23 protein-coding genes are annotated in these 25,816 nt (G+C 42.6%); 15 read left to right on the top strand and 8 right to left on the bottom strand.

Annotated elements, in window-relative coordinates:
- Positions 1–6 precede the first annotated feature (6 nt).
- Together phoR and brnQ are read left to right on the top strand one after the other, a co-directional pair.
- Positions 7–1,317 (top strand): phosphate regulon sensor histidine kinase PhoR, encoded by a 1,311-nt coding sequence (gene phoR, locus FVA69_RS03495; RefSeq protein WP_004914637.1) that lies wholly within the window; start codon positions 7–9, stop codon positions 1,315–1,317.
- Positions 1,318–1,807: 490 nt separating this feature from the next.
- Positions 1,808–3,133 (top strand): branched-chain amino acid transport system II carrier protein, encoded by a 1,326-nt coding sequence (brnQ, locus tag FVA69_RS03500; protein WP_004914636.1) that lies wholly within the window; start codon positions 1,808–1,810, stop codon positions 3,131–3,133.
- A 57-nt stretch (positions 3,134–3,190) separates the two neighbouring features.
- Here brnQ and ggt read toward each other — a convergent pair whose 3' ends face one another.
- From ggt to FVA69_RS03515, 3 genes are all read right to left on the bottom strand, one after another.
- Positions 3,191–4,957, bottom strand: coding sequence for a gamma-glutamyltransferase (gene ggt / locus FVA69_RS03505; RefSeq protein WP_164528430.1), 1,767 nt, complete (start codon positions 4,955–4,957; stop codon positions 3,191–3,193).
- Positions 4,958–5,195: 238 nt separating this feature from the next.
- Positions 5,196–5,798 carry a peroxiredoxin C gene (locus FVA69_RS03510; RefSeq protein ID WP_164528431.1) on the bottom strand — a complete coding sequence of 201 codons (603 nt, stop codon included), beginning with the start codon at positions 5,796–5,798 and terminating at the stop codon, positions 5,196–5,198.
- Positions 5,799–6,015: 217 nt separating this feature from the next.
- Complete coding sequence (locus FVA69_RS03515; RefSeq protein WP_164528432.1) at positions 6,016–6,627, bottom strand: ACP phosphodiesterase; 612 nt, start codon at positions 6,625–6,627, stop codon at positions 6,016–6,018.
- A gap of 567 nt (positions 6,628–7,194) precedes the next feature.
- Between FVA69_RS03515 and queA the strand changes: the two genes are divergently transcribed.
- From queA to pgpA, 11 genes are all read left to right on the top strand, one after another.
- Positions 7,195–8,265, top strand: coding sequence for a tRNA preQ1(34) S-adenosylmethionine ribosyltransferase-isomerase QueA (gene queA, locus FVA69_RS03520; protein ID WP_109911878.1), 1,071 nt, complete (start codon positions 7,195–7,197; stop codon positions 8,263–8,265).
- A gap of 89 nt (positions 8,266–8,354) precedes the next feature.
- Positions 8,355–9,482 carry a tRNA guanosine(34) transglycosylase Tgt gene (tgt, locus tag FVA69_RS03525; RefSeq protein ID WP_004914630.1) on the top strand — a complete coding sequence of 376 codons (1,128 nt, stop codon included), beginning with the start codon at positions 8,355–8,357 and terminating at the stop codon, positions 9,480–9,482.
- Positions 9,483–9,576: 94 nt separating this feature from the next.
- A complete protein-coding gene (gene yajC / locus FVA69_RS03530; RefSeq protein ID WP_004905542.1) occupies positions 9,577–9,909 on the top strand; it encodes a preprotein translocase subunit YajC in 333 nt (110 codons plus the stop codon).
- A gap of 26 nt (positions 9,910–9,935) precedes the next feature.
- Entirely contained in the window at positions 9,936–11,783 is a 1,848-nt protein-coding gene (gene secD / locus FVA69_RS03535; RefSeq protein WP_004914628.1) for a protein translocase subunit SecD, read from the top strand.
- A gap of 10 nt (positions 11,784–11,793) precedes the next feature.
- Positions 11,794–12,762, top strand: coding sequence for a protein translocase subunit SecF (gene secF, locus FVA69_RS03540; RefSeq protein ID WP_004914625.1), 969 nt, complete (start codon positions 11,794–11,796; stop codon positions 12,760–12,762).
- Positions 12,763–13,142: 380 nt separating this feature from the next.
- On the top strand, positions 13,143–13,592 hold the full coding sequence (gene nrdR / locus FVA69_RS03545) for a transcriptional regulator NrdR (RefSeq protein ID WP_004914623.1): 450 nt from the start codon (positions 13,143–13,145) through the stop codon (positions 13,590–13,592).
- A gap of 5 nt (positions 13,593–13,597) precedes the next feature.
- Positions 13,598–14,713, top strand: a complete 1,116-nt coding sequence (ribD, locus tag FVA69_RS03550; protein ID WP_164528433.1) for a bifunctional diaminohydroxyphosphoribosylaminopyrimidine deaminase/5-amino-6-(5-phosphoribosylamino)uracil reductase RibD — start codon at positions 13,598–13,600, stop codon at positions 14,711–14,713.
- A gap of 90 nt (positions 14,714–14,803) precedes the next feature.
- Positions 14,804–15,277, top strand: coding sequence for a 6,7-dimethyl-8-ribityllumazine synthase (gene ribH, locus FVA69_RS03555; protein ID WP_004905531.1), 474 nt, complete (start codon positions 14,804–14,806; stop codon positions 15,275–15,277).
- 103 nt (positions 15,278–15,380) lie between these two features.
- Positions 15,381–15,797 carry a transcription antitermination factor NusB gene (gene nusB, locus FVA69_RS03560; RefSeq protein ID WP_004914619.1) on the top strand — a complete coding sequence of 139 codons (417 nt, stop codon included), beginning with the start codon at positions 15,381–15,383 and terminating at the stop codon, positions 15,795–15,797.
- A 243-nt stretch (positions 15,798–16,040) separates the two neighbouring features.
- Positions 16,041–17,024, top strand: coding sequence for a thiamine-phosphate kinase (thiL, locus tag FVA69_RS03565; protein WP_004914616.1), 984 nt, complete (start codon positions 16,041–16,043; stop codon positions 17,022–17,024).
- 1 nt (position 17,025) lies between these two features.
- Positions 17,026–17,544: a phosphatidylglycerophosphatase A gene (pgpA, locus tag FVA69_RS03570; protein WP_109911879.1), complete on the top strand. Its 519-nt coding sequence runs from the start codon at positions 17,026–17,028 to the stop codon at positions 17,542–17,544.
- A 293-nt stretch (positions 17,545–17,837) separates the two neighbouring features.
- On the opposite strand, the gene FVA69_RS03575 is transcribed toward pgpA, so the two are convergent.
- The 5 genes from FVA69_RS03575 to fixA form a co-directional block, all read right to left on the bottom strand.
- On the bottom strand, positions 17,838–19,163 hold the full coding sequence (locus FVA69_RS03575) for an MFS transporter (protein WP_249743592.1): 1,326 nt from the start codon (positions 19,161–19,163) through the stop codon (positions 17,838–17,840).
- Between the two features lie 80 nt (positions 19,164–19,243).
- A complete protein-coding gene (gene fixX / locus FVA69_RS03580; RefSeq protein ID WP_004914610.1) occupies positions 19,244–19,531 on the bottom strand; it encodes a ferredoxin-like protein FixX in 288 nt (95 codons plus the stop codon).
- A complete protein-coding gene (fixC, locus tag FVA69_RS03585) occupies positions 19,528–20,814 on the bottom strand; it encodes an FAD-dependent oxidoreductase FixC (RefSeq protein ID WP_117162858.1) in 1,287 nt (428 codons plus the stop codon). Before fixC ends, fixX begins: the two co-directional genes overlap by 4 nt.
- A 54-nt stretch (positions 20,815–20,868) precedes the next feature.
- The gene (locus FVA69_RS03590) at positions 20,869–21,810 is read right to left on the bottom strand and encodes an FAD-binding protein (protein ID WP_123382494.1); all 942 of its coding nucleotides are present in this window, start codon (positions 21,808–21,810) and stop codon (positions 20,869–20,871) included.
- An 11-nt stretch (positions 21,811–21,821) separates the two neighbouring features.
- Complete coding sequence (fixA, locus tag FVA69_RS03595) at positions 21,822–22,592, bottom strand: putative electron transfer flavoprotein FixA (RefSeq protein WP_109911882.1); 771 nt, start codon at positions 22,590–22,592, stop codon at positions 21,822–21,824.
- A 511-nt stretch (positions 22,593–23,103) separates the two neighbouring features.
- Here fixA and caiT point away from each other — a divergent pair.
- Both caiT and caiA read left to right on the top strand, forming a co-directional pair.
- A complete protein-coding gene (gene caiT, locus FVA69_RS03600) occupies positions 23,104–24,621 on the top strand; it encodes an L-carnitine/gamma-butyrobetaine antiporter (protein ID WP_117162857.1) in 1,518 nt (505 codons plus the stop codon).
- Positions 24,622–24,655: 34 nt separating this feature from the next.
- Positions 24,656–25,798 (top strand): crotonobetainyl-CoA dehydrogenase, encoded by a 1,143-nt coding sequence (gene caiA / locus FVA69_RS03605; RefSeq protein ID WP_004905499.1) that lies wholly within the window; start codon positions 24,656–24,658, stop codon positions 25,796–25,798.
- Positions 25,799–25,816 lie beyond the last annotated feature (18 nt).

A 25,816-nucleotide genomic window follows, 5' to 3' on the forward strand; every position in this document is an offset into this window, starting at 1 on the left:
GCATGCGTGCTTGAACGTTTATCGATTAAGCAGCTGATTTGGGGGCTGTTTTTATTTATCTTACCCGCCCTTATCTTATCGGTTTTTATTGGCCACCTAGCGTGGCTATTAGTGATATCGCTACTTGCTGCACTGACATGGCATGGGTATAACCTACTTAAACTTTCTTACTGGTTGTGGCTCGATAAAAGCATGTTACCACCCGAGGGGAAAGGAGGGTGGGAACCGATATTTTATGGCATCTACCAGATGCAACAACGTAATCGTAAACGCCGTCGTGAGCTAGGCCAGTTAATTAAACGGTTTCGTAGTGGTGCAGAATCACTACCTGATGCGGTGGTTATGATGACAACAGAAGGGAATATCTTCTGGTGTAATCGTCATGCGCAGGCTTTACTCGGTTTCCGTTGGCCTGAAGATAATGGCCAACATATTTTTAATTTATTACGTTACCCAGATTTTAGCCGATACTTCACCATTAAGCGTTATGACCAAGCGCTGACTATCGAGCTCAATAGTGGTGAAATTGTTGAATTTCGTATCTTGCCGTATACCGAAGGGCAGTTATTGATGGTAGCTCGAGATGTGACAGAAAAACGCCGTTTGGAAAAGGCCCGTAGGGACTTCTTTGCGAATGTAAGCCATGAATTACGAACTCCTCTTACTGTCATTCAAGGCTACCTTGAGGTCATGGATGACCAAGAAAATGTCACTGCGGCCAATAAAAAAGCACTGCATGTCATGCAAGAGCAAACTCATCGTATGGATAACTTGGTTAAACAGCTTTTGCAGTTATCACGTATAGAAATTGCTCCTCAAATTAACCTTGATGAGCAAGTGAATATCCCTGTCATTCTCAAAATGATTGAGCAAGAAGCGTTAAGTTTAAGCCAAGGGCGCCACCAGTTTGAATTTCATGTTGATGAAAAATTGCGTGTCCATGGTAATGAAGAACAATTACGAAGTGCAGTGGCGAATTTAGTCTATAACGCAATCAGCCATACGCCAGAAGGCACCAAAATTTGGGTTGAATGGCAAAGAAATGGTCAGGGTGCTCGTTTTAGTGTGAGAGATAACGGGCAAGGGATACCTACAGAGCATATTCCTCGTTTGACAGAACGGTTTTATCGGGTAGATAAAGCACGCTCCCGCCAAGGCGGTGGAGGTACCGGCCTTGGGTTGGCTATTGTTAAACATGCATTACAGCACCATAGCAGCCAATTGGTGGTAACAAGTCAATTAGGTAAAGGGAGTGAGTTTTCATTTACTTTACCGCCAGTATTTATTGTTGATGACAAAAAACTTAAAAATGGGTAAATAATTCCACTTTGTTAATATAATCAAAATATTAATAAAGTGGATTATTTCTATTTATCAATCCATACCTGTATTAAATTCAAAACATATATATTTAATGCTGATTATTGCTATCACATTAATTATATATTCTGTTAAATAATCAATTTTAATCACCAGAAAAAGACGAGTTGTTCATTTTTCGAGCAAAGCATATAACGAGTATTGGGATTTTACTGAAAGTAATCACTAGTTCTGAAAATTAGTTTAGTTATTTATTCTTGTTTTTCGGTTTGCTATTGCCTTTTTGCCCTATAAAAGTTCTACTTGTTGTCAGTTATTGGCGAATTTTTCTGTTTTTTGACTTTTCATTTCGTATGATACAAACAAACATGCTTTTTTATATTGTTAACAGTATGTTTATCAGAATTCTATCTCGCTATATATATTTCAAAGGGTTGCTAAGTGTAAACCCATAATTTTCTATTTTGTCACTTAAAAATAACATAATATGGCTCATCGTTTATCATCAAGAGATATCATCGCATTAGGCTTTATGACTTTTGCGTTATTCGTAGGGGCAGGAAACATTATCTTTCCTCCCATGGTTGGCTTGCAGGCAGGGGAACAAGTTTGGACTGCGGCACTAGGGTTTTTGGTTACAGGCGTGGGTTTACCTGTTTTAACCGTTATTGCGCTAGCTAAAGTGGGTGGGGGCATTGAAGCGCTCAGTACACCCGTTGGCAAAACGGCAGGGTTACTATTGGCGGTTGTTGCTTATTTGTCTGTAGGGCCTCTATTTGCAACGCCAAGAACGGCGACTGTATCCTATAAAGTCGGTATCGCACCTTTATTCGGTGGTGAGTCCGATATGCTGTTACTTATCTACAGCGTAGTTTACTTCGTTCTAGTTATCGGTATTTCACTATATCCCGGAAAACTGCTTGATAGCGTTGGGCACATTTTAGCACCTGTAAAAATGTTAGCCTTGGCTATTTTGGGTATTGCGGCTGTCATGTGGCCTGCGGGGGATCCGATCCCTTCTACAATAGAATACCGTGAGATGGCTTTCTCGAATGGCTTTATCAATGGTTATCTAACTATGGATACCCTTGGTGCTATGGTATTTGGTATCGTTATTGTTAATGCGGCGCGTTCAAGGGGTATCGAAAACTCTTCACTATTAACCCGTTACACTATGTGGGCAGGGTTAATTGCAGGGGTATTATTAACTCTGGTCTATTTGTCCTTGTTTAAGCTTGGTGAGAATAGCGGTTCGTTAATTCCAAACCCTGCTGATGGCGCTGATATTTTACATACCTATGTTCAATATACTTTTGGTAATTACGGTAGCTTCTTCCTTGCGGTATTAATCTTTGTTGCCTGTATGGTAACTGCCGTGGGTTTAACTTGTGCCTGTGCCGAGTTCTTTAGCCGCTATGTACCGATTTCTTACCGTAAACTGGTATTGATCTTGGGTGTGTTCTCCATGGTGATCTCAAACTTAGGTTTGAGTAAGTTAATCGCCTTCTCATTACCCGTGCTAGTTTCAATTTATCCACCTTGTATTGTCTTAATTTTATTAAGCTTTACTTTGAAGTGGTGGAAAAACCCAACGATAGTGATTGCGCCGACAATGTTAGTTAGCTTTGTCGTCGGTTTAATCGGTGCCGTAAAAGCGTCAGACCATCTTAAAGGTTATATTCCTGAATGGATGACAGCAATGCCACTGTATAAACAAGACTTAGTCTGGGTATTACCAACTGTTGTTGTGATGGTCGTGGCTATTTTATGCGATAAGTTTGTGTCACCTGCTGCACAGCATAAGCAAGTGTAATTAATTGAAATTACAAAAAAGGAGCTAAATAGCTCCTTTTTCTATTTTATTAGGCCATTAATCAACACCGACAGCACTCCCTGCTGGGCGACGTACATCGTTAGAGCCATAAATGAAACCTTCGCGAACTTTCCCTGAAACAGCGGAATCATTACCCGAAGATTTGGCACTAACACCAGCTCCTTCAGGGATCGCGACCATAATCAGCTCGGCGGCACCCCACGGTGTTTGTTCAACCATCTGGTAACCCATTTTATCGAGTAGTGCTAAGGTGTCTTTAGAAACGCCTCTTTGCTCATAATAAACCTCATCAGGGAGCCACTGGTGGTGAATACGCGGTGCATTAACGGCTTCTTGTGGTGGCATACCATGGTCGATAATATTTAAAGCGGTTTGCAGCGTAATCGAAATAATTCGTGAGCCTCCGGGTGAACCGAGAACTAGAAATACTTTGCCATCTTTCGTTACGATAGTTGGGCTCATGGATGACAGTGGGCGCTTACCTGGTGCAATAGAATTGCGTTCACCTTGTACTAAACCATACAGGTTTTTTTCACCTACTTTGGTGGTGAAGTCATCCATTTCATCGTTTAAGAAAAAGCCAGTTCCGGGCGGGATCACCACAGAGCCAAAGCGACCATTAATCGTGTAAGTAGTTGAAACCGCATTTCCTTTTTCATCGACGACAGAGTAATGCGTGGTCTCCGGTTTTTCGTGAGGCCCTATTCCTGGTTGAACTTGCGTGGATGGCGTTGCTTGGTTGGGTTTGATTTCTTTGCGTAACTCTTCTGCATAGGCTTTGCTGAGTAGCTTTTCCGTTGGGTTATCGACAAACTCAGGATCACCGAGGAAGGTATTTCTGTCCATATAAGCATGGCGCATCGCTTCCGTTAGAGTATGAATATAGTCCGCGGAGTTAAAGCCCATTTCTTTGAGGTCATACCCTTCTAAGATATTAAGCGTTTGGCAGATAGTCACTCCACCTGAACTTGGTGGTGGTGCAGAAATAAATTGATAGCCTCTATAGGTACAGCTAACAGGCGCTGTATCTGTGATAGTAAAATCTGCAAAATCTTTTGCGGTTAAGATGCCGCCATTTTTCTTAGAGGCTTCTTCCACAATTTTGGGGATTTCTCCTTCGTAAAAAGCAGAAGGGCCATTTTGGGCAATTTTTTCTAAGGTGTTAGCTAAATCGGTCTGAACTAACAAGTCACCGGGTTGGAAAGAACGACCATCCGGTTTTAAGAAGATACGTGCGACTTCTGGGTCTTGTTTAAAACGTTCTGTCGTGGTGTCGAGGACATCAGTATCCGCTCTAGTCAGCACAAAGCCTTCTCTTGCTAATTTAATAGCCGGCGCCATTACTTGCTGGCGGCTCATCGTACCGTATTTTTCTAAGGCATAGTCTAGGCCTTTAACGGTACCTGGTACACCTGACGCGAGGTAGCCATATAGGCTCGCATCTTTGATTAACTTACCGTCTTTGTCTAAATACATATCTGCACTAGCGGCACCGGGCGCGGTTTCTCTGAAATTAATAAATAAATCTTTGCCATCGGCTAGATGAATAGTCATAAAGCCACCACCGCCGATATTGCCACAGCAAGGGTTAACTACGGCTTGTGCATATCCTACCGCAACAGCGGCATCAATAGCATTGCCGCCTGATTTTAGAATATCAGCCCCAATTTGTGATGCTAAATGTTGGGAGGAAACAACCATACCTTTTTTTGCTTCAACGGCAGGTTCAGAAGCGGCATACAGCTGATTAGAAACAAGTAAGGAAAGAAATAGAACCGCAGGGCGTAATGATGTTTTTATCATTCGTATCTCCCAGTTAGGGTTAATTGAGTTGTTCTATCGCACAAATATTCAATATGAATAGTTTGTTAATTATTTGTGTTTTTAATGTATAGCACACAATAATACAAAACATTGAGTATTTGAGTTAAGAATTGTTAACTGAGTGGAATAATTGCGAGTAGGAAGAGAAAAGATAGACTTGGTTCACAAAAGTAAAAAGCGGGCTTGATGCCCGCTTTTCTAAAACTCGCGTAACGAATTACAGTTTTGCAGAGTTTTTAGTCAGGTAGTCAGCAACGCCTTTTGGAGATGCATTCATACCTTCTTGGCCTTTTTCCCACTGAGCTGGGCAAACATCACCGTGCTCTTCGTGGAATTGCAGCGCGTCAACCATACGCAGCATTTCGTCGATATTACGGCCTAATGGTAGGTCATTAACCACTTGGTGGCGAACAACACCTTTTTTGTCAACGAGGAAAGAGCCACGCAGTGCAACGCCTGCATCTGGGTGCACGATGCCGTATGCTGCCATGATTTCACGTTTGATATCAGCAACCATTGGGTATTTAACTTCACCAATACCGCCTTTATCTACGGATGTTTGACGCCATGCGTTATGAACAAACTCAGAGTCAAAAGAAACACCGATGATTTCTACACCACGTTTTTGGAATTCTTCATAGCGGCGGTCAAATGCGATCAGCTCTGAAGGGCAAACGAAAGTAAAATCCATTGGCCAGAAGAAGATGACAGCAGGTTTACCAGCAATGTGTTTTTTTAAGTTGAAGTTTTCAACGATTTCACCGTTACCTAAAACAGCTGCTGCAGTAAAGTCAGGGGCTTGACGTGTTACCAGAACCATAATTTACTCCTATGAGTTTGAATTAAAGTTTTTTGTCCTGTCTATTTAATCACTGATAAATAGTGTGGATTTAGACTTCTGAAAGAATAGAAAAAGATCTTTTGACAATAAAGTCATTTAAACCGATTATTGTGATAGGTTTTAACTATCAATAATACTGGTTTATCAAATTAATATCAATAAGATAGTTTTATTCCACTAAAGTGCAAGCTTTAATTTATTCCTTTGTGTTAATTGTGACATTCTGTACAAAAAAATGTTGCAGCGCATTAGCCATCATTTGCGGATAAAATTGAAAGAAAATAGTTTCTAACGCATCATACTGCAATAAAAAATCATCAAATGAACCACTTAGCGCACTGAGCTTGGGGCGTCTTCTTGCCATCCCACTCAGTGATTTTCCAATATAATTTTTATCTGCATAGCGTATTAGCCACTGTTGAGGCCAGAGATATTCATTTAACTCCTGGAATTTTTCAGGGGTATGACAAAGCTGCGGCTCAATTATTTTTCGGCAGTCACGTACAAAGTCTACTAGCGGTATTGATGGCTCAATAGTTGACCAATGCAGCGATAAAAAATGGTCCCAAACTAAATCCAATGTTATGGGGGCAACACGGCGATATTCATCACGAAATAACAATTTAGCTTCTTTGACTAAAGGGTGAGTATCTGTAATGCGGTCGACAGTTCGATGCATAAAGATACCAGAGACAATTTCGGGGGAGTAAAGGCCCACAGGGTTACCGCGGACGTAGTCAGCCATGATGTTGCCGAGTAAGGAGCTGCCAGCGAGATGGGCCAGGTGGAGGTGAGCTAGGTAATTCATCCTCCTATGATATATCCGATGCCTTTCAAATTATAGCTGTGTTAGCTGCACAAATCGACCCTAGTCACATACTGATGTATGCTCCTAGGGATCAATTTGCTTGCTGCCTTGCTCTAATTCGAAATTCATGGGGTATGAACATTGAGAAACAAAAGAAAAAATATTCTTGATAGTTCGAATCTATGTAAGTTGCCTACCTGTGATTCGAAATCCATAGGACATGCAACGCAGCTTAGCTAACTTTTTGATTGCTCAAACTATAGCAGTAATTATGTTGAATTCGAAACTCACAGGACATTACTTGGCAGAGGAATAAAGAATTCCTCTAATTTGAAATTCATGGGTATACCTATCGAGTAGAAAAAAGTCGAAATCAATTTGTTATAAAAGTTTATTGAAATTGAAATAATTCATTCTTTGAATGGATAAATAGTATGCAGAATTTTTTGCTAACAAATTATTTGTTAAAAAATGGTGGTTTTTTGTCCGATCTTGCGCTTATTTCTTGCGCCAAAGTCAGTGCGGCACTAGACTAGTCGCCTGTTTTTTTAGATTGATGTCAATACAATGCGTGTTTCTGATTTTACTTTTGAATTACCTGAAGAACTGATTGCCCATTATCCGCAGGCTGAGCGTAGTGCTTGCCGTTTATTAAGCCTAGATGGCGGCTCAGGGCAGCTCACGCATGGTGTTTTTACCGATATTCTAGAAAAATTGGAGCATGGTGACTTGCTGGTGTTCAATAACACTCGCGTGATCCCCGCACGGTTATTTGGGCGCAAAGTTAGCGGTGGTAAAATTGAAGTTCTGATTGAGCGTATGTTGGATGAACACCGCGTGCTCGCTCATGTTAGGGCATCAAAAGCACCAAAAGAAGGGGCTGAATTACTGCTAGGCGAAGATGAAAGCGTGAATGCGACGATGGTCGCGCGTCATGGTGCATTGTTTGAACTGCGTTTTGACGATGAACGTGATGTATTAAGCATTCTAAACCAAATTGGTCATATGCCTCTCCCGCCTTATATTGATCGTCCTGATGAAGAATCAGATAAAGAACTTTATCAAACCGTATATAGTGAAAAACCAGGGGCTGTTGCAGCACCAACGGCGGGCTTACACTTTGATGAACCGTTACTTGAAGCATTGCGCCAAAAAGGCGTAGAAATGGCGTTTGTAACATTGCATGTGGGAGCCGGTACCTTTCAACCTGTACGAGTTGATACTATCGAAGATCACATTATGCATTCTGAATATGCAGAAGTGCCACAAGAGGTCGTAGACGCTGTTTTAGCCTGTAAAGCACGAGGTAACCGCGTTATCGCTGTTGGAACAACGTCCGTTCGGTCGCTCGAAAGTGCCGCAAAAGCGAGCCAAGATGCTTTAATTGCTCCATTTTTTGATGATACCCAAATCTTTATTTATCCAGGGTATGAATATCAGGTGATAGATGCACTGATCACCAACTTCCACTTACCGGAATCGACATTAATTATGTTGGTTTCTGCGTTTGCTGGATACAAAAACACCATGAATGCATATAAAGAAGCCGTTGAACAAAAATACCGCTTTTTTAGTTATGGTGATGCTATGTTCATTACCCCCAATACAAATGCTCGATTCGAGAAAATTGGTGAGTAATCAGTTTGAAGCGGTGGCATCGGCTGCTTGCTTAGCAAATTAATATTATCAATAGCAACAGACTGTTTTTCTGCTGCTAGGAGGCAAACGTGAAATATGAATTACAAACGACCGATGGCAATGCACGCCGTGGTCGCTTAGTTTTTGAGCGCGGTGTGGTGGAAACCCCTGCATTTATGCCAGTAGGAACCTACGGTACTGTTAAGGGCATGACACCGGAAGAAGTTAAAGAGACTGGTGCTCAAATCTTATTAGGGAACACTTTCCACTTGTGGTTGCGCCCTGGGCAAGAAATTATGAAGTTGCATGGTGACCTCCATGACTTTATGCAATGGCAAGGCCCAATTTTAACCGATTCAGGTGGCTTTCAGGTCTTTAGTCTTGGTGCGATGCGCAAAATTAAAGAAGAAGGTGTGCATTTTCGTAACCCAATCAACGGTGAAAAAGTTTTCCTAAGTCCTGAAAAGTCGATGGAAATTCAGTATGACCTCGGTTCAGATATTGTCATGATTTTTGACGAGTGTACGCCATATCCAGCAGATTGGGACTATGCAAAGACATCAATGGAAATGTCGCTGCGTTGGGCTGCACGTAGCCGCCAACGTTTTGACGAACTTAACAATAAAAATGCCTTATTCGGTATTATTCAAGGTAGTGTTTACGAAGATTTACGTGATATTTCAGTTAAGGGGCTGGTGGAAATCGGCTTTGATGGGTACGCTGTAGGCGGCTTAGCCGTTGGCGAACCGAAAGAAGATATGCACCGAATCTTAGAACATGTCTGCCCGCAAATTCCAGCGGAAAAACCTCGTTATTTAATGGGGGTTGGTAAGCCTGAAGATTTAGTGGAAGGGGTTCGTCGCGGAATCGATATGTTCGATTGTGTGATGCCAACACGAAATGCGCGAAATGGGCATTTATTTGTGACAAATGGCGTGGTAAAAATTCGTAATGCTAAGTATAAATCAGACACATCAACACTGGATGCTGAGTGTGATTGCTATACTTGTCGTCATTATAGCCGCGCTTATCTGCATCATCTTGATAGATGTAATGAAATTCTTGGTGCAAGGCTCAATACCATCCATAATTTACGTTATTACCAGCGCTTGATGGCCGGTATTCGCCAAGCCATTGAAAATGGGAATTTTGAAGAGTTTGCTAAAGATTTTTACCAAAAGATTGGTAAACCTGAACCTTCATTAAATATCGAATGAATTTAAGTGCGAAATGCCATTAATCTGTGTAGCATATCAAACTTAGCTTTTTTGTATGTAAAATTGCTTTCAATAAAACAATGAGGAAAGTTGAATGAGTTTTTTTATTTCTGAAGCAGCGGCGTCAGCAGGTGCACCAGCGCAAGGTAGCCCGTACACTATGGTTATCATGCTTGTTGTTTTCGCGCTGATCTTCTATTTCATGATTTTGCGTCCACAGCAAAAACGTGCGAAAGAACACCGTAAATTGATGGAATCTATCACTAAAGGTGATGAAGTTTTAACAACTGGCGGTTTAATCGGACGTGTAACTAAAGTGTCTGAAACCGGTTATGTGGTTCTTGAGCTGAGTGAGAACACAGAAGTAACCATCAAACGTGATTTCGTTGCTGCTGTTTTACCTAAAGGCACAATGAAAGCAATTTAATTCTGATTCTCCCGAAGGGAACTGCCGTGCTAAACCGTTATCCTTTGTGGAAGTATCTGATGTTGATCTTCGCGATCCTCATCGGTTTGCTTTATGCACTTCCAAACCTATATGGTGAGGATCCGGCTGTTCAGATCACTGGCGTGCGGGGAACCGCCGCCAATGAACAAACGCTGATCCAAGTCCAGAAATCGTTAAAAGACGATAAAATTGAGAGTAAATCTATCTCTCTAGAAAATGGGGCCATTTTAGCCCGATTCAACAACTCTGATGTTCAGTTACGTGCGCGTGAAGTGATCATGAATGCACTGGGTGACCAGTATGTTGTTGCATTAAACCTTGCACCTGCAACGCCTAAGTGGCTCGAAGCTATCGGTGGTGAACCGATGAAGCTTGGTCTTGATCTGCGTGGTGGGGTTCACTTCCTGATGGAAGTTGATATGGACACTGCATTAGGTAAATTGCAGGAACAAAACATGGATGGTTTGCGTAATGACCTGCGTCAAGAAGGCATTGCGTACTCTTCTATTCGTAAAGGCAATGATTATAGCGTGGAAGTTCGTTTCCGTAACGCGGATGATCGTAGCCAAGCTGAAAAAGCATTGTCTCGTAAATACCCAGACTTAGTCTTTAGTGATGGCAGCGATAACACCATGATCGCAGTGATGACCGACGAGCGTTTACGTGAAGCACGTAACTACGCGGTTTCTCAGAACATTACTATTATTCGCAACCGTGTAAACCAATTAGGTGTTGCGGAGCCACTCGTTCAACGCCAAGGCGCTGACCGAATTGTGGTTGAATTACCGGGTATTCAAGATACCGCGCGCGCAAAAGAAATTTTAGGTGCGACTGCGACATTAGAATTCCGTCTAGTGAATACCGCTGTGGATTCTTCTGCAGCGGAAAGTGGCCGTGTACCAGGTGATTCAGAAGTTAAATATGACCGTGAAGGCATGCCTTATGTCTTATATAAGCGTGTGATCTTAACGGGTGACCATATTACCGACTCAACATCTGATGCGGATGAAAACGGTCAACCACAAGTGAGTATCAGTCTTGATAGTTCTGGTGGTTCTATCATGTCTGACTTTACACGTGATAACCAAGACAAGCTGATGGCAACGCTGTTTGTTGAATACAAAGACAGTGGCAAGAAAGATGCAACGGGCCGTTCAATTTTGGTGAAAGATGAAAAAGTCATCAATGCGGCACGTATTTCTGCACGTTTTGGTAGCAAATTCCGTATTACTGGTATTACTAACGGCACTGAAGCTCGCCAGCTTTCATTACTGTTACGTGCAGGTGCGTTGATTGCGCCAATCCAAATTGTTGAAGAACGTACCATTGGTCCAACACTAGGTATGCAAAATATCGAGCAAGGGCTGAAAGCCTGTATCGCAGGTCTGTTAGCTTCTATCCTATTTATGATTATTTACTATCGTAAATTTGGTCTGATTGCGAGTAGCGCGCTGTTGGCAAACTTGGTGTTAATTGTTGGGGTGATGTCCTTATTACCGGGCGCAACACTGACTATGCCTGGTATTGCCGGTATCGTATTAACCCTTGCGGTTGCCGTCGATGCGAACGTTCTAATTAACGAACGGATTAAAGAAGAGCTCAAGAACGGTCGATCTGTTCAGCAAGCAATTCATGAAGGGTATAAAGGCGCCTTCTCAAGTATTACAGACGCAAACTTAACGACACTGATCACTGCGATTATTCTCTATGCAGTGGGTACTGGGTCTATTAAAGGCTTTGCGATTACGACAGCGATTGGTGTCGCAACCTCTATGTTTACAGCTATCGTTGGTACACGTGCTATCGTGAACCTGCTTTACGGCGGTAAACGTATTAACAAGCTGTCAATTTAAGGAGCACGTTGTGGCACAGGATTATACTGTTGAACAATTGAACTATGGCCGTAAAGTTTATGACTTTATGCGCTGGGACAACGTTGCCTTTAGCATTTCTATCGTATTACTGATAGCTTCTTTTGTGATTATTGGCGTCAAAGGTTTTAACTGGGGCTTAGATTTTACCGGTGGTACGGTAATTGAAATCAACTTAAGTCAGCCAGCTGATTTGGATAAAATTCGTGATAGTTTGTCTAACTCGAATCATAAAGATCCATTAATCCAAAACTTTGGTAGCAGCCGCGATATCATGATCCGTATTCCGCCAATTGAAGGCACTGCTGGTCAAGAAGTCGGTAAAGAAATTATCACGATTATCAACCAAAATGTGGATGATAAAGCAACCGTAAAACGCATTGAATTCGTGGGGCCAAGTGTTGGGGCTGAATTAGCGCAAACAGGGGCTTTGGCTCTGTTAACTGCGTTGATTTGTATCCTAGTCTACGTTGGTTTCCGTTTTGAATGGCGTTTGGCCGCGGGTGCCGTGTTATCTCTTGCGCATGATGTGGTGATCACTTTAGGTATTCTGTCTTTGTTCCATATAGAGATAGATATGACTATTGTGGCATCATTGATGTCAGTTATTGGTTACTCACTGAACGACAGTATCGTTGTATCAGACCGTATCCGTGAAAACTTCCGTAAAATACGCCGTGGTACACCGTACGAAATCATGAACGTCTCTTTGACGCAAACATTGAGCCGTACCATCATGACATCAGCCACCACATTATTAGTGGTTCTGATGCTATACCTGTTCGGTGGCGCAATGTTAGAAGGCTTCTCATTGGTTATGTTAATCGGTGTAACTATCGGTACTATCTCATCTATTTATGTGGCTTCTGCATTAGCACTGAAGATGGGTATGAAGCGTGAACACTTGATGCAAGCGAAAGTCGAAAAAGAAGGCGCAGACCAAGAGTCATTACTGCCTTAGTTTTAAAAATGATGAGTAACTAAGCTAATTAGCACTCAAAATAGTTCGTGTTGTAGGTAGGCGGCAAGTGTAATTAATCCCTAGGAGCATACAAAAGTATGTGACTAGGGTTCATAAGCGATGCCAATACCCCTACAACGGGAATAATAAAGAGTTAAGCCAATTAGTGCTCAAAATAGTTCGTGTTGTAGGTAGGCGGCAAGTGTAATTAATCCCTAGGAGCATACAAAAGTATGTGACTAGGGTTAATAAACGATGCCAACACCCCTACAACGCGAAATATGAAGAGCAACGAGAACACCCTAGGAGGCATCTTCTAGGGTGTTTTTTCTCGCACAGTAGGGTAAACTATCTCCCCCTAAATAGATTCAGGAAACGCTATGCACTGCCCATTCTGCTCAGCTGTAGATACGAAAGTTATTGACTCGCGTCTGGTCGGTGAAGGGTCCCAAGTCCGTAGACGCCGCCAGTGCTTACTTTGTCATGAACGCTTCACCACTTTTGAAGTCGCTGAGCTTGTCATGCCTAGAGTCATTAAAAGCGACGATATTCGTGAACCTTTTGATGAAGAAAAGCTTAATCGAGGTATGCAAAAGGCATTAGAAAAACGGCCTGTAAGTTCTGATGACATTGAGCAAGCTATTATTTCTATTAAATCTCAGCTTCGGGCTACGGGGGAACGTGAAGTTCCGTCTAAATTGATTGGTAGTTTGGTTATGGATGAACTGAAAAAGCTCGATAAAGTTGCCTATATCCGTTTTGCTTCTGTTTACCGCAGCTTTGAAGATGTGCGCGAATTTGGCGAAGAAATCGCTAAATTACAGGATTAACGCCAATGATTGAACAAGACAACATGTATATGGCTCGTGCTTTTGAATTGGCACGAAAAGGGCGTTTTACTACATCACCTAATCCAAATGTCGGGTGTGTGATTGTGCGTGATGGTGCCATTGTCGGTGAAGGGTATCATCAGAAAGCAGGGGAACCCCACGCTGAGGTTCACGCATTGCGTATGGCAGGAGAAAAAGCGCAAGGGGCAACGGCCTATGTCACCCTTGAGCCTTGTAGTCATCACGGCCGCACTCCGCCTTGTGCAGAAGCACTGATTAATGCAGGTGTAAGCCGAGTTGTAGCGGCGATGCAAGACCCAAATCCTCAGGTTGCAGGCCGTGGTCTGTATATGTTGTCGCAAGCAGGAATTGAAACACGTAGTAATGTTTTATTAGACGATGCTGAAGCGGCGAACCGTGGCTTTTTAAAACGTATGCGTACCGGGTTTCCCTATATCCAGTTGAAACTTGCTGCTTCGCTTGATGGCAAGACCGCCCTTGAATCTGGGGAAAGCAAATGGATTACCAGCCCGGCAGCTCGCAAAGATGTACAAGCTCTTCGAGCCGAGGCAAGTGCTATTTTAAGTACGAGCAGCACGGTTGTTGCTGATGACCCTTCTTTAACGGTACGTTGGAATGAGCTCCCATCAGATATCCAACAAGTGTATCCAGAAAGCCAAGTACGCCAACCCATTCGTATTGTGCTAGATAATCACAATCGAGTGACTCCTGACCATAAAGTTACTCAATTAGATGGTGAATGTTGGTTAGTGCGCTCAACCGCAGATGAAAATGCGGTATGGCAAGGAAAAATTGAGCAAATCGCTATTCCAGCAGATGAAAACGGCACCGATCTGGTTATTTTGATGATGCAGCTGGCTAAACGTAATGTGAATAGCATTTGGGTTGAGGCGGGAGCAAAACTCGCAGGCTCATTACTTAAGCTAGGTTTAGTTGACGAACTGATTGTCTATATTGCACCTAAATTATTAGGTGACAGCGCTCGAGGTTTGGTGGACTTTCCGCCGCTTAACGCCCTTGTTGATGCGCCAAAATTTGAATTTACAGAAGTGAAGCAAGTCGGGCCAGACCTTCGTGTCAGGCTTCGTCCCGTATGGTAAGTGGTTTTTTTGAAAATCATACGTACGATACACGAAAGAATGTGATAAAATCCGCGCCCCGCGGGTTATAATTAATATTAGAGGAAGGCTATGAACGTAATTAAAGGTGTTGTTGCTGCTCCACAAGCGCGTGTTGCTATCGCTATCGCTCGTTTTAACAACTTTATTAATGATAGTCTGCTGGAAGGTGCTGTTGATGCGTTAGAACGCATTGGTCAGGTTTCAAATGACAATATTACAATTGTGTGGGTTCCAGGCGCTTATGAGCTGCCATTGACCACAAAAGCATTGGTTGAAACGAATAAATATGATGCAGTGATTGCATTAGGTACTGTGATTCGTGGTGGTACTGCTCACTTTGAATACGTTGCAGGTGAATGTAGCTCCGGTTTATCTCATGTTGCGATGAACAGTGAAGTTCCAGTGACTTTTGGTGTGTTAACCACTGAAAATATTGAACAAGCTATTGAACGTGCGGGTACTAAAGCAGGTAATAAAGGTGCTGAAGCTGCACTGACAGCACTTGAAATGATTAATGTAATTAAGGCCATCAAAGGCAAATAATACACAATTTGCTCTATGTTGCTGTTTTTTCGCCACTGCGGTGTAGATTACGCAATGCAACAAGTGTTTATTGTGTACAGTTTTTAAATTTAAGGGGAATCTTGTGAAACCTGCTGCTCGTCGCCGCGCTCGTGAGTGTGCTGTACAAGCCATTTATTCATGGCAATTATCTGGCAATCCAATTGCTGAAGTCGAATATGAGTTTATTGCTGAACAGGACATGTCAGACGTCGACGTAAACTATTTTCGTGAACTGTTATCAGGTGTTGCGACTAACGCAACAAAACTAGATCAACAGATGGCGCCTTATTTATCTCGTCAGCTCGAAGAGTTAGGGCAGGTAGAAAAAGCGATTTTACGCGTCTCCATGTTTGAATTAAGTTTCCGTGAAGATGTACCTTATAAAGTCGCAATCAACGAAGGTATTGAATTAGCGAAAGTTTTTGGCGCAGAAGATAGCCATAAATTCGTTAACGGTGTATTAGACAAAGCTGCACCTGCGGTACGCCGTAAAAAATAATAATATCAGGGTTCCCTCCTGTAGCACTACGGTAATAAATAGGTAGCCTGGGTTCCAGTCTACCTTTGTGTTTATATGCTCGCGATATTTCAATGGCCGGTGAGCGAAGAATAATTGCAGCCAATTAGATAGACTCTTCAGGTTAGCAATTCAGTGCTATTTACCTATTATTGAATTATTAGGGTGTAAATTATTTGCTTCGTCTTAAACGAAAATAGATATAGCGAAAACGGAAAATCTACCATGTCATATGGCGAATTTGACCTCATCGCGCGTTATTTTAACCGTCAAACCACTAACCGACGTGATGTTAATATCGGTATTGGGGATGACTGTGCGTTGATGACCATTCCAGAAAAACAGCAACTTGCTGTAAGCACTGACACTCTCGTTTCTGGTATTCATTTCCTACCAACCATTTCACCAGCTGATCTTGCTTATAAATCATTAGCATCTAATTTAAGTGACCTCGCAGCGATGGGCGCAGACCCTGCATGGGTTTCTTTGGCAATTACATTGCCTTGTGTTGATTGTGATTGGTTACAATCTTTTAGTGATAGTTTGTTTGAACAGCTTAACTATTATGGCATGCAATTAATTGGTGGTGATACAACCCGAGGCCCTATGAGCTTGACCTACACGGTTCATGGCTTAGTGCCAAACGGCAAAGCGATGTCCCGTGCGGGGGCGCGTAATGGCGATTGGATTTATGTAACGGGGACTCTCGGTGATAGCGCTGCTGGCCTTGCTATTTTACAAGATAAACTGAATGTTAAAAATGTAGAACATCAAGAATGGCTAATTGCGCGCCATTTACGTCCACAGCCACGGATTTTACAAGGCCAAGCATTGAGAAACCTGGCTTCTTCTGCGATTGATATTTCTGACGGTTTAGTTTCTGATCTCAACCACATCTTGAAAGCGAGCAGTTGTGGTGCGCGCATTAATTTAGATGCATTGCCTCAATCAGAAGCGTTGAAACAAAGTTGTAGTATCGAACAAGGGCGTTTATGGTCTTTGAGTGGTGGTGAAGACTACGAACTTTGCTTTACCGTTCCTGAAATTAACCGTGGAGCGCTAGAGATGGCACTTGCACACACAGGCTCAGGCTTTACGTGTATTGGGCAAATTAAGCCGCAGTCTGAAGGAATTAGCTACTTTTGCAATAACCAAGAAGTTGATGTAAACCTAAAAGGTTTCGATCATTTTGTTTCGGAAGGTGCATAGAATGGCTAGTCGCCAAGAAAAAGCAGAAGCAAAAAAACGGCTGAATATGCGTAATCCTTGGCACTTATTGGCTACAGGATTTGGTAGCGGCCTTTCACCTATTGTGCCAGGCACAATGGGCTCTCTTGCTGCGATACCTTTCTGGTTATTAATGGCCAACATGCCAATTTGGAGCCTGTGGGTGCTTATTATCGCGGGTTTTTGGATTGGTTGCTTAATTTGTCAGCGCACTTCCGATGATATGAAAATTCATGACCACGGCAGCATTGTTTGGGATGAATTTATCGGGATGTGGATTACTCTCATGGCGATCCCAGTTGTTGATTATGAATGGGTCATCACCGCCTTCTTTATTTTCCGCATATATGACATGTGGAAGCCATGGCCGATACGGATTTTTGACCGAAAAGTCAGTGGCGGTTTTGGCATCATGATTGACGATATTATTGCGGCGATTTTTGCTTATGTGACTATTTGGTTGTTGGTATGGTATGACATCATGCCATTCTCTACCAACTAAATACGCGTCATATTTTGCGCTGTGGCGTTGTTGGCCGCACTTGGTTACCCGAATCACATACTTGTGTATGCTCATCGGGATAACCTCGATTGCCGCCTAGCCACAACACAAACTATTTAGCGTATAAATACGTGTCATATTTCAAATTGTAGGGGTGTTGGCTTCGCTTATTCGCCCTAGTCATATACTTGTGTATGCTCCTAGGGATTAGTTTCTCTTGCTGCCTTGGTGCAGCACGAATTATTTAGTGTATTTGATGTGATTGTTTATCGTAGTAACTTCTTTTACTTCTCTTATGTCTTTTTGCGCCGAATACCCATCACTGAGGTTTGTGCTAGGGTTAAGCCTTTGGTTTCTGGTGCAAATAGGATCGAAACGATCAGTCCGAGTAAAGAAACGCCTGCCCCCATTAATACCACCGAACTGACACCGTATTTAGTGATAAATAGCGGTAATGCCCATGTTGAAAAAATAGTGCCAATACGGCTGATAGACATAATGATCCCAACGGCGGATGCGCGAATATCGGTTGGAAACAGTTCGTTAGGGTAAAGCCATTGTAAAATACCGGGTCCCCCTGAGAAAAAAGCGTAAATCCCAAACATGATAATCACAAGGCAAATACCAAGGTTTGAAAATAGCCCAAGTATGGCAAGTGCGAGGGTCATAATGGCAAAGCTACCAATCAATAATGGTCGCCGTCCCATTTTATTCAGCCAATACATCGCAGGTAAGCAACCTAGCATAAAGAATAAGCTGATAACTACGTTACCGAGTGCAGCGTTTTTTCCTTGATCCCACCCCAACTGCCCAACGATTTGTGGTCCAAAGGTGTAAATTGCAAACATCGGGATTACTTGGCAGGTCCAAATAATGGCGGTAAATAGGACGAAAGAAAAATGCCTCTTAGTGAATAATTGAAGAAAGTGTGTTTTTTGTTGTTCTTCGGCTTCAAATATTACGGGTTGGCCAAATAACTTTTCCATCATTTTTTCACATTCTTTAACGCGCCCTTTGCGAATCAGCCAAAGAGGTGATTCAGGTAAATCAAAACGACCAATCAAAATAATAATACAGGGGATCACTGAGCTACCAAGCATCCAGCGCCAGCCATCTTCCACGTCATATAGCATATAGCCGACGAGATTGGCACAGGTGGCACCGACATACCACATTGCTGCAATAAACCCGACAGCAAATGCACGTTGTTTGGTATTGGAAAATTCGGTGATCATTGACGTTGCAATTGGGTAGTCTGCACCTATTACAATCCCGATTAAGAACCGCATGATAAGCAGCTCCATCGGTGTTGAGACAAACATGGTCGCGACTGAAATGGCACCAATGGCAACAATATCAATTAAAAACATTTTACGACGACCGACTTGGTCACAAATATAGCCAAATAGAGAAGTACCAATGAATAGGCCTGCCAATGTTGCAGCACCCAATAAGCCAATCCATTCACTACTTAAACTTAATACGGGGGTGAGTTGTTCTAATGCAACGCCGATCAGGACTAATACATAACCATCCAGAAAAGGCCCACCGCTACCCCACAGCATGATCCGTCGGTGAACGGAGGAAAATTGAATATCATCAAAACTTTTTGGTTTCATTATGGGTGTGTCCCTGATCAGCGCAAATAAACGCTTGAAAACTCTCGAAGTTATTAGCTTCGAGAGCGATGCTAAATAAATCAGCCGTAACGAAATTCAATACCGAAAGTGCCGCGTGGGTATTCCCACTTTTCTAATGCACTATCTAAGCCAAGAATGCGGCAGGTTCCACATTCGAGACAGCCGGCATAATCGAAACGTACTGAGCCATCTTCTTGTTTTTTATATAATCCCGCAGGGCAAGCTTTAGTTAATGTGTCGAGCACATTCATATCTGGATGCTCTTTTATCACAATATGCGGGTTTTCTTCATCGACATTAAATTTATTAATACCGAGTTTGACATCAACGTTGACTGGATTACTCATATTGCTCTGACTCCTTTAATTCCATCCTTGAGCAAGTTCATAAAGCCCACTTTTTTCGCGTGTTGTAACATGGTCTTACGTAAAGGCACAGGAGCTTCATCTGAAATCGTGAAGAGTTTTTTTGCAATACCAACCGCCATTTCTGGGTAAGCAGAAAACATGCGCGGGTTATCCAAAAACTCAGGCATTTTTTGGTACATTTTCATGTCCCGCAGTGGGCCTTCGTTGAGCAGTGTGAGGTATTGATTTAAATTTTGTTTGCTGAAATCGTCAGTTTTCATTGCGCTAAGTACCGCTTTTGCTGCCGCTTCACCTGAAGCAACGGCTAAGTCCATACCTCGAATAGTAAAACCTAAATTCATACACATACCCGCGGCATCACCAGCAATTAATACACCATCACGAACCAATTCGGATTGCATTTTTAAACCCGCTTCAGGGACGACGTGCGCGGCATATTCGACCATTTTTCCACCTTCAATCAAAGGTGCAACAGCCGGATGTTGTTTAAAGTCTTCAAGCATTTGCGGAACAGATTTTTTAGCATCTTTAATATGGTGTAGGCCGCAAACTAAGCCGAGTGAAACGGTATCTTCATTGGTATAGAGGAACCCACCGCCCATCAAGCCATCGGTTGGTGAGCCAGCAAATAGCCAAGCAACACCTTCTTTGTCTTTAAGGTTAAAACGGTTAGCTAGAACATCTCTTGGTAGTTCAATGAGCTCTTTTACACCAACAGCGACATGTTCTGCATTGACGCGTTTAGTCATGCCAAGTTGTTCAGCCAGCAGTGAGTTGACGCCATCCGCTAAAATGACCACTTTAGCTTCAAGTACATCACCATCAGCCTCAACACCAACTACCTTGCCATCACGTTCAACTAACTTATCAACTCGAATACCCGTAATACACTGTGCACCAGCATTTTCGGCTTGTTCAACTAGCCATGGATCTAATTTACCGCGTAGTACAGACCAAGACGTTTCATCAGGGCTTTGTTCTGAGCCATTTTGGAAATCAACTGTAACAGCGCCAGTTTCGGTCATAAATGACAGTTTTTCGCGTGTGATCATGCGCTCAATAGGCGCTTCTTGGGTAAAGCCTGGAATAATGCGTTCTAAGCTATGGGCATACATTCGCCCACCTGTTACGTTTTTGCCGCCCGCGTAGTTTCCTCTTTCGATTAGGAGAACTTGCGCACCTTCACGGGCAAGCACCAATGCAGCTACAGAGCCAGCTAGACCTGCGCCTACAATGATTGCATCAAAAATATCATCGGACATAGTTTCTCCAAAGGTCACGAAAACAGTGAGGAAAATGCCTCACTGTTATTGAGTTTATTTCGCCAGTTGTTGCGTTAACGCAGGTAAGATTTTGAACAGATCGCCAACGATCCCGTAGTCTGCAAATTGGAAAATAGGGGCGTTTTTATCTTTGTTGATTGCGACGATCGTTTGTGCGCCATTCGCACCGACCATATGTTGAATCTGCCCTGAAATGCCGACGGCAAGATAAAGTTCAGGTTTGAGCATTAAGTTAGAAATACCCACATAGCGCTCATGTTCCATCCATTTTTCATTTTCTGCGACTGGGCGAGAACAAGCGATTTCAGCACCGATGGTATCGGCAAGCGTTTTGGCAATCGCAATGTTTTCTTGGCTACCAATACCTCGCCCGACACTGACAACTAAGCGTGCCTTGTCTAATTCCACTGAGTTACCTGCTTTTTTCTGAATCGAGGTACGTACAATAGATTGTTTTGGTTCGACCCATTGTGTAGCTTGAGCTGTGCCGCTACGTGATGCATCACTCGGTGCCGCTTCAAATGTACCAGAGGTAAGGGTTGCAATTGAAAATGCGCTATCTAGGGTCTCTTGGCCGAAGGCTAAGCCACCATAAACCATATGTTTAATCAGCGGTTTTTCAGATTCAATTGTGATTGCGGCGGCATCATTGGAAACCGCGGCTTGTAGTTTCGCGCCTAAGCGTGCTGCAAGTAATTTTCCTCTGCGGGTATTTGGTAACAACAGTAAACCGTTATCGCTTTGTTGTTTGATGGTGGAAACCATCGTGTCCGCATAGTCTTCAATAATGCGGTCATCGGGTTTACCTGTTAATAGAAAGACTTGCGAAGCGCCAAGTTGGAAAGCTTGTGCGCTTTGTGCTTCATCAAGGGCAAAAACATTCACTTGCTCGCCAAGCGAGAGGGCACCACCGATAAGTTCAGGTAAGCGAGAAGTCATATCACTAAATACCCAAACGGTTGATAATTTGCTCATAACTCCTCCAATTAAATAATTTTTCTTAAATGTTCAGCAAATTGCGCAATTTGGTCATCGCCATCACCTTCAATGATGACCCGCTGGCGGACTTTTTGTTTCGGCGCGGCGATAGATTGAGACGATAATGCGGCAACGTTATCTAAGCCAATATCTGCCATCGTCCAGGCTTGGACGGGTTTTTTAGCGGCACCTAAAATGGCTTTCATTGAAGGAATAACAGGAACGTTAATGTCGGAGGTTACAGCGATAATGGCCGGTAATGGCATGGATAGCGTTTCAATTTCATCTTCTAGCTCACGTTCTACAATGACCGTATCAGCTGTGATGGAAACAATTTTTTTCACACCATTGATGGCAGGAATTTGCAGCGTTTCACCTAATAAAATGCTCACTTGTTGTGCATTGAGATCTGCGGAGCCATCACCACAAATAATTAAATCGAAGCCCACTTTCTGTGCCGCTGCACCAAGGGTAATGGCAGTTTGATGGGGAAGTGCATGCTCAAGTTGGTCATCAATCACAACAACGAGCTCATCTGGGCCACGCGATAGCACATCTTTACGTGCTTTCATATTCGTGAGTGCTTTACCACCAATACTTAACGCAATCACTTTGCTGTCAGCTTGCTGTGCTTTTATTTGATTAGCGGTTTCAATTGCATTTAAATCATATTGACTGATTTTTGTATCGGCACGTGAAAAATCTAAAGAACCATCTGCGCTATTTACAATAATATCTTGTTCATCAGGAACAGATTTATAGCATGTAATAATATTCATTACATCTCCTAAAATAATATTAATAAATATGATCCGTTTCGGTTTCGGATTATATAATTATCATGAACTGGATATTTAAAAATAAAACCTAAGTCACCAATATTGAAAACCTTAAATTAAAGTGGGTTTAAATATTCATACTGATACCCTACTCACCAATACTGTAAAAATCATCTAGTTATCAATGAAATGTTCAATATTGCTACTGGAATCACCAATACTGAAGGTATTTAATAACATTAACGTTACACAATATTTTATCTCTATGTATTTATTGGTGTTTTAATTATTAAAGTTAATAACAATTATTTATCACGAATAATATTGTGACCTTAATAACAGAATTGTTTATGGGGACTAGACATGATTTGGATAGAATTTGAATTAATACTTAATTAGGTTTGTTGGGATTTAATAATAAATATAAGTTTTAAATGCATATAGATATTAGGTAATGAGAATAATATCTATTTTAAAACTTATATATTAAATAATAAATTGGGACCGAACTATGAGCAAAGAAAATAAAAAAGGTGGGATCGAACCGAAGGTTTTTTTTCCACCGTTGATCATTGTTGGACTACTGTGTTGGTTAACTGTTCGTGATTTAGATGCGTCAAATGAAGTTATCAACCAAGTTTTCAGCTATGTCACCAATGTGTGGGGCTGGGCATTTGAGTGGTATATGGTTGTCATGTTTGGTGGCTGGTTTTGGTTGATTTTAGGGCCTTATGCGAAGAAGCGCTTAGGGGAAGAAAAACCTGAGTTTAGCCGAGCAAGCTGGATTTTCATGATGTTCGCATCTTGTACTTCAGCCGCCGTACTTTTCTGGGGTTCGATTGAAATATTCTACTATGTATCTGCGCCTCCATTTGGTTTTGAGCCTTATTCAAATGAAGCGAAAAATATCGGGTTAGCCTATAGCTTATTCCACTGGGGACCGCTCCCATGGGCGACTTATAGCTTCTTATCGGTCGCATTTGGTTACTTTTTCTTCGTTCGTAAAATGGATGTTATTCGCCCAAGTAGTACGCTGGTTCCATTAGTGGGTGAGAAACACGTAAATGGCTGGTTTGGAACCATTATTGATAACTTTTACTTGGTCGCATTGATTTTAGCAATGGGGACGAGTTTAGGGCTAGCGACACCGCTGGTTACCGAATGTATTCAATACTTGTTTGGAATTCCTCATACTCTTGAGCTCGATGCCATCATTATCTTCTGCTGGATCATCCTGAATGCAATTTGTGTGGCTTTTGGTTTGCAAAAAGGGGTGAGAATCGCCAGTGACGTCCGTAGCTACTTGAGTTTCTTGATGCTGGGATGGGTATTTATTGTTGGCGGCGCTAGCTTCATTGTGAACTATTTTACCGATTCTATCGGGGTTCTAATGATGTATATGCCACGCATGTTGTTCTATACAGATGCAGTCGGCAAAGGCGGTTTCCCACAAGGTTGGACCGTGTTCTATTGGGCGTGGTGGGTAATTTATGCCATCCAAATGTGTATTTTCCTCGCACGTATCTCTAAAGGCCGTACCGTCCGTGAGCTGTGTATCGGTATGGTAGCAGGCTTGACGGCAGGAACTACGCTAATTTGGACAATATTAGGTAGTAATACCCTACAACTGGTAGACCAAAACATTATTAACATTCCAAAGCTGATCGAAGAGTTCGGCGTCGCACGCGCCATCATTGAAACATGGGCTGCTTTACCTTTGAGCACTGTAACAATTTGGGGCTTCTTCATCCTCTGCTTTATCGCCACGGTGACACTGATCAACGCGTGTTCTTACACACTTGCGATGTCAACTTGTCGCGCAGTTAAAGATGGCGATGAGCCACCGTTATTAGTGCGCATTGGTTGGTCTGTCTTAGTTGGCGTTATCGGCATTGTCTTGCTGGCTTTAGGCGGATTAAAACCAATTCAAACCGCGATAATTGCCGGAGGATGCCCACTTTTTTTCGTCAACATCATGGTAACGCTCTCCTTTATTAAAGATGCCAAAGTGCATTGGAAAAATGACTAATTTATTCAAAAACAACATGTAAGAGGTTATTGATATGGATTTTAGATTGAATGATGAGCAGGAACTGTTTGTCGCAGGGATCCGTGAACTGATGGCCAGTGAAAACTGGGAAAGCTATTTCGCCGAATGTGACCGAGACAGTAAATATCCTGAACGCTTTGTCAAAGCCTTAGCGGATATGGAAATCGATAACCTGCTGATCCCAGAAGAACATGGCGGCTTAGATGCAGGGTTTATCACCGTTGCTGCGGTATGGATGGAGCTTGGTCGCCTAGGTGCACCAACCTATGTGTTGTATCAATTACCGGGCGGTTTTAATACGGTGCTTAGAGAAGGAACTCAAGAGCAAATTGACAAAATCATGGCGTTCCGTGGTACGGGTAAACAAATGTGGAACTCGGCGATCACTGAACCGGGTGCAGGATCTGATGTTGGTAGCCTACAAACCACCTACCAACGCCGTAATGGCAAAGTGTATTTGAACGGTAGTAAATGTTTTATCACCAGTAGTGCTTACACACCATACATTGTGGTGATGAGTCGCGATGCGGATTCACCAGACAAACCTGTTTTCACCGAATGGTTCTTAGATATGAGCAAACCAGGTATCAAGGTGAATAAACTTGAAAAGCTGGGTTTACGCATGGATAGCTGTTGTGAAATTACTTTTGATAACGTCGAACTGGATGAAAAAGACATGTTTGGCCGCGAAGGTAACGGTTTTAACCGTGTAAAAGAAGAGTTCGACCATGAGCGTTTCTTAGTGGCATTAACTAACTATGGTACCGCGATGTGTGCGTTCGAAGATGCGGCGCGTTACGCTAACCAGCGTGTTCAATTCGGTGAAGCCATTGGTCGTTTTCAGTTAATTCAAGAAAAATTTGCACATATGGCGATCAAGCTCAATTCAATGCGCAACATGTTATATGAAACTGCATGGAAGAGTGACAACGGATTGATCACCTCTGGTGATGCAGCAATGTGTAAATACTTCTGTGCAAATGCGGCATTTGAAGTCGTGGACTCTGCGATGCAAGTACTCGGTGGTGTAGGAATTGCAGGTGAGCACCGAATTGCCCGTTTCTGGCGTGACCTTCGTGTGGATCGCGTATCAGGTGGTTCAGATGAAATGCAAATACTGACATTAGGCCGTAGCGTACTGAAACAATACCGCTAATAACTGAACGTAATGGGA

It is taken from the genome of Providencia sp. PROV004, assembly GCF_011045615.1.
GTDB lineage: Bacteria > Pseudomonadota > Gammaproteobacteria > Enterobacterales > Enterobacteriaceae > Providencia > Providencia rettgeri.

Coding starts and splice junctions, on each gene's coding strand:
- fixA (WP_109911882.1), bottom strand. CDS start 22,592: ATGAATATTATTACATGCTATAAATCTGTTCCTGATGAACAAGATATT.
- yajC (WP_004905542.1), top strand. CDS start 9,577: ATGAGTTTTTTTATTTCTGAAGCAGCGGCGTCAGCAGGTGCACCAGCG.
- caiA (WP_004905499.1), top strand. CDS start 24,656: ATGGATTTTAGATTGAATGATGAGCAGGAACTGTTTGTCGCAGGGATC.
- ribD (WP_164528433.1), top strand. CDS start 13,598: ATGATTGAACAAGACAACATGTATATGGCTCGTGCTTTTGAATTGGCA.
- pgpA (WP_109911879.1), top strand. CDS start 17,026: ATGGCTAGTCGCCAAGAAAAAGCAGAAGCAAAAAAACGGCTGAATATG.
- fixX (WP_004914610.1), bottom strand. CDS start 19,531: ATGAGTAATCCAGTCAACGTTGATGTCAAACTCGGTATTAATAAATTT.
- FVA69_RS03590 (WP_123382494.1), bottom strand. CDS start 21,810: ATGAGCAAATTATCAACCGTTTGGGTATTTAGTGATATGACTTCTCGC.
- thiL (WP_004914616.1), top strand. CDS start 16,041: ATGTCATATGGCGAATTTGACCTCATCGCGCGTTATTTTAACCGTCAA.
- fixC (WP_117162858.1), bottom strand. CDS start 20,814: ATGTCCGATGATATTTTTGATGCAATCATTGTAGGCGCAGGTCTAGCT.
- ribH (WP_004905531.1), top strand. CDS start 14,804: ATGAACGTAATTAAAGGTGTTGTTGCTGCTCCACAAGCGCGTGTTGCT.
- FVA69_RS03515 (WP_164528432.1), bottom strand. CDS start 6,627: ATGAATTACCTAGCTCACCTCCACCTGGCCCATCTCGCTGGCAGCTCC.
- ggt (WP_164528430.1), bottom strand. CDS start 4,957: ATGATAAAAACATCATTACGCCCTGCGGTTCTATTTCTTTCCTTACTT.
- FVA69_RS03510 (WP_164528431.1), bottom strand. CDS start 5,798: ATGGTTCTGGTAACACGTCAAGCCCCTGACTTTACTGCAGCAGCTGTT.
- brnQ (WP_004914636.1), top strand. CDS start 1,808: ATGGCTCATCGTTTATCATCAAGAGATATCATCGCATTAGGCTTTATG.
- queA (WP_109911878.1), top strand. CDS start 7,195: ATGCGTGTTTCTGATTTTACTTTTGAATTACCTGAAGAACTGATTGCC.
- nrdR (WP_004914623.1), top strand. CDS start 13,143: ATGCACTGCCCATTCTGCTCAGCTGTAGATACGAAAGTTATTGACTCG.
- FVA69_RS03575 (WP_249743592.1), bottom strand. CDS start 19,163: ATGAAACCAAAAAGTTTTGATGATATTCAATTTTCCTCCGTTCACCGA.
- caiT (WP_117162857.1), top strand. CDS start 23,104: ATGAGCAAAGAAAATAAAAAAGGTGGGATCGAACCGAAGGTTTTTTTT.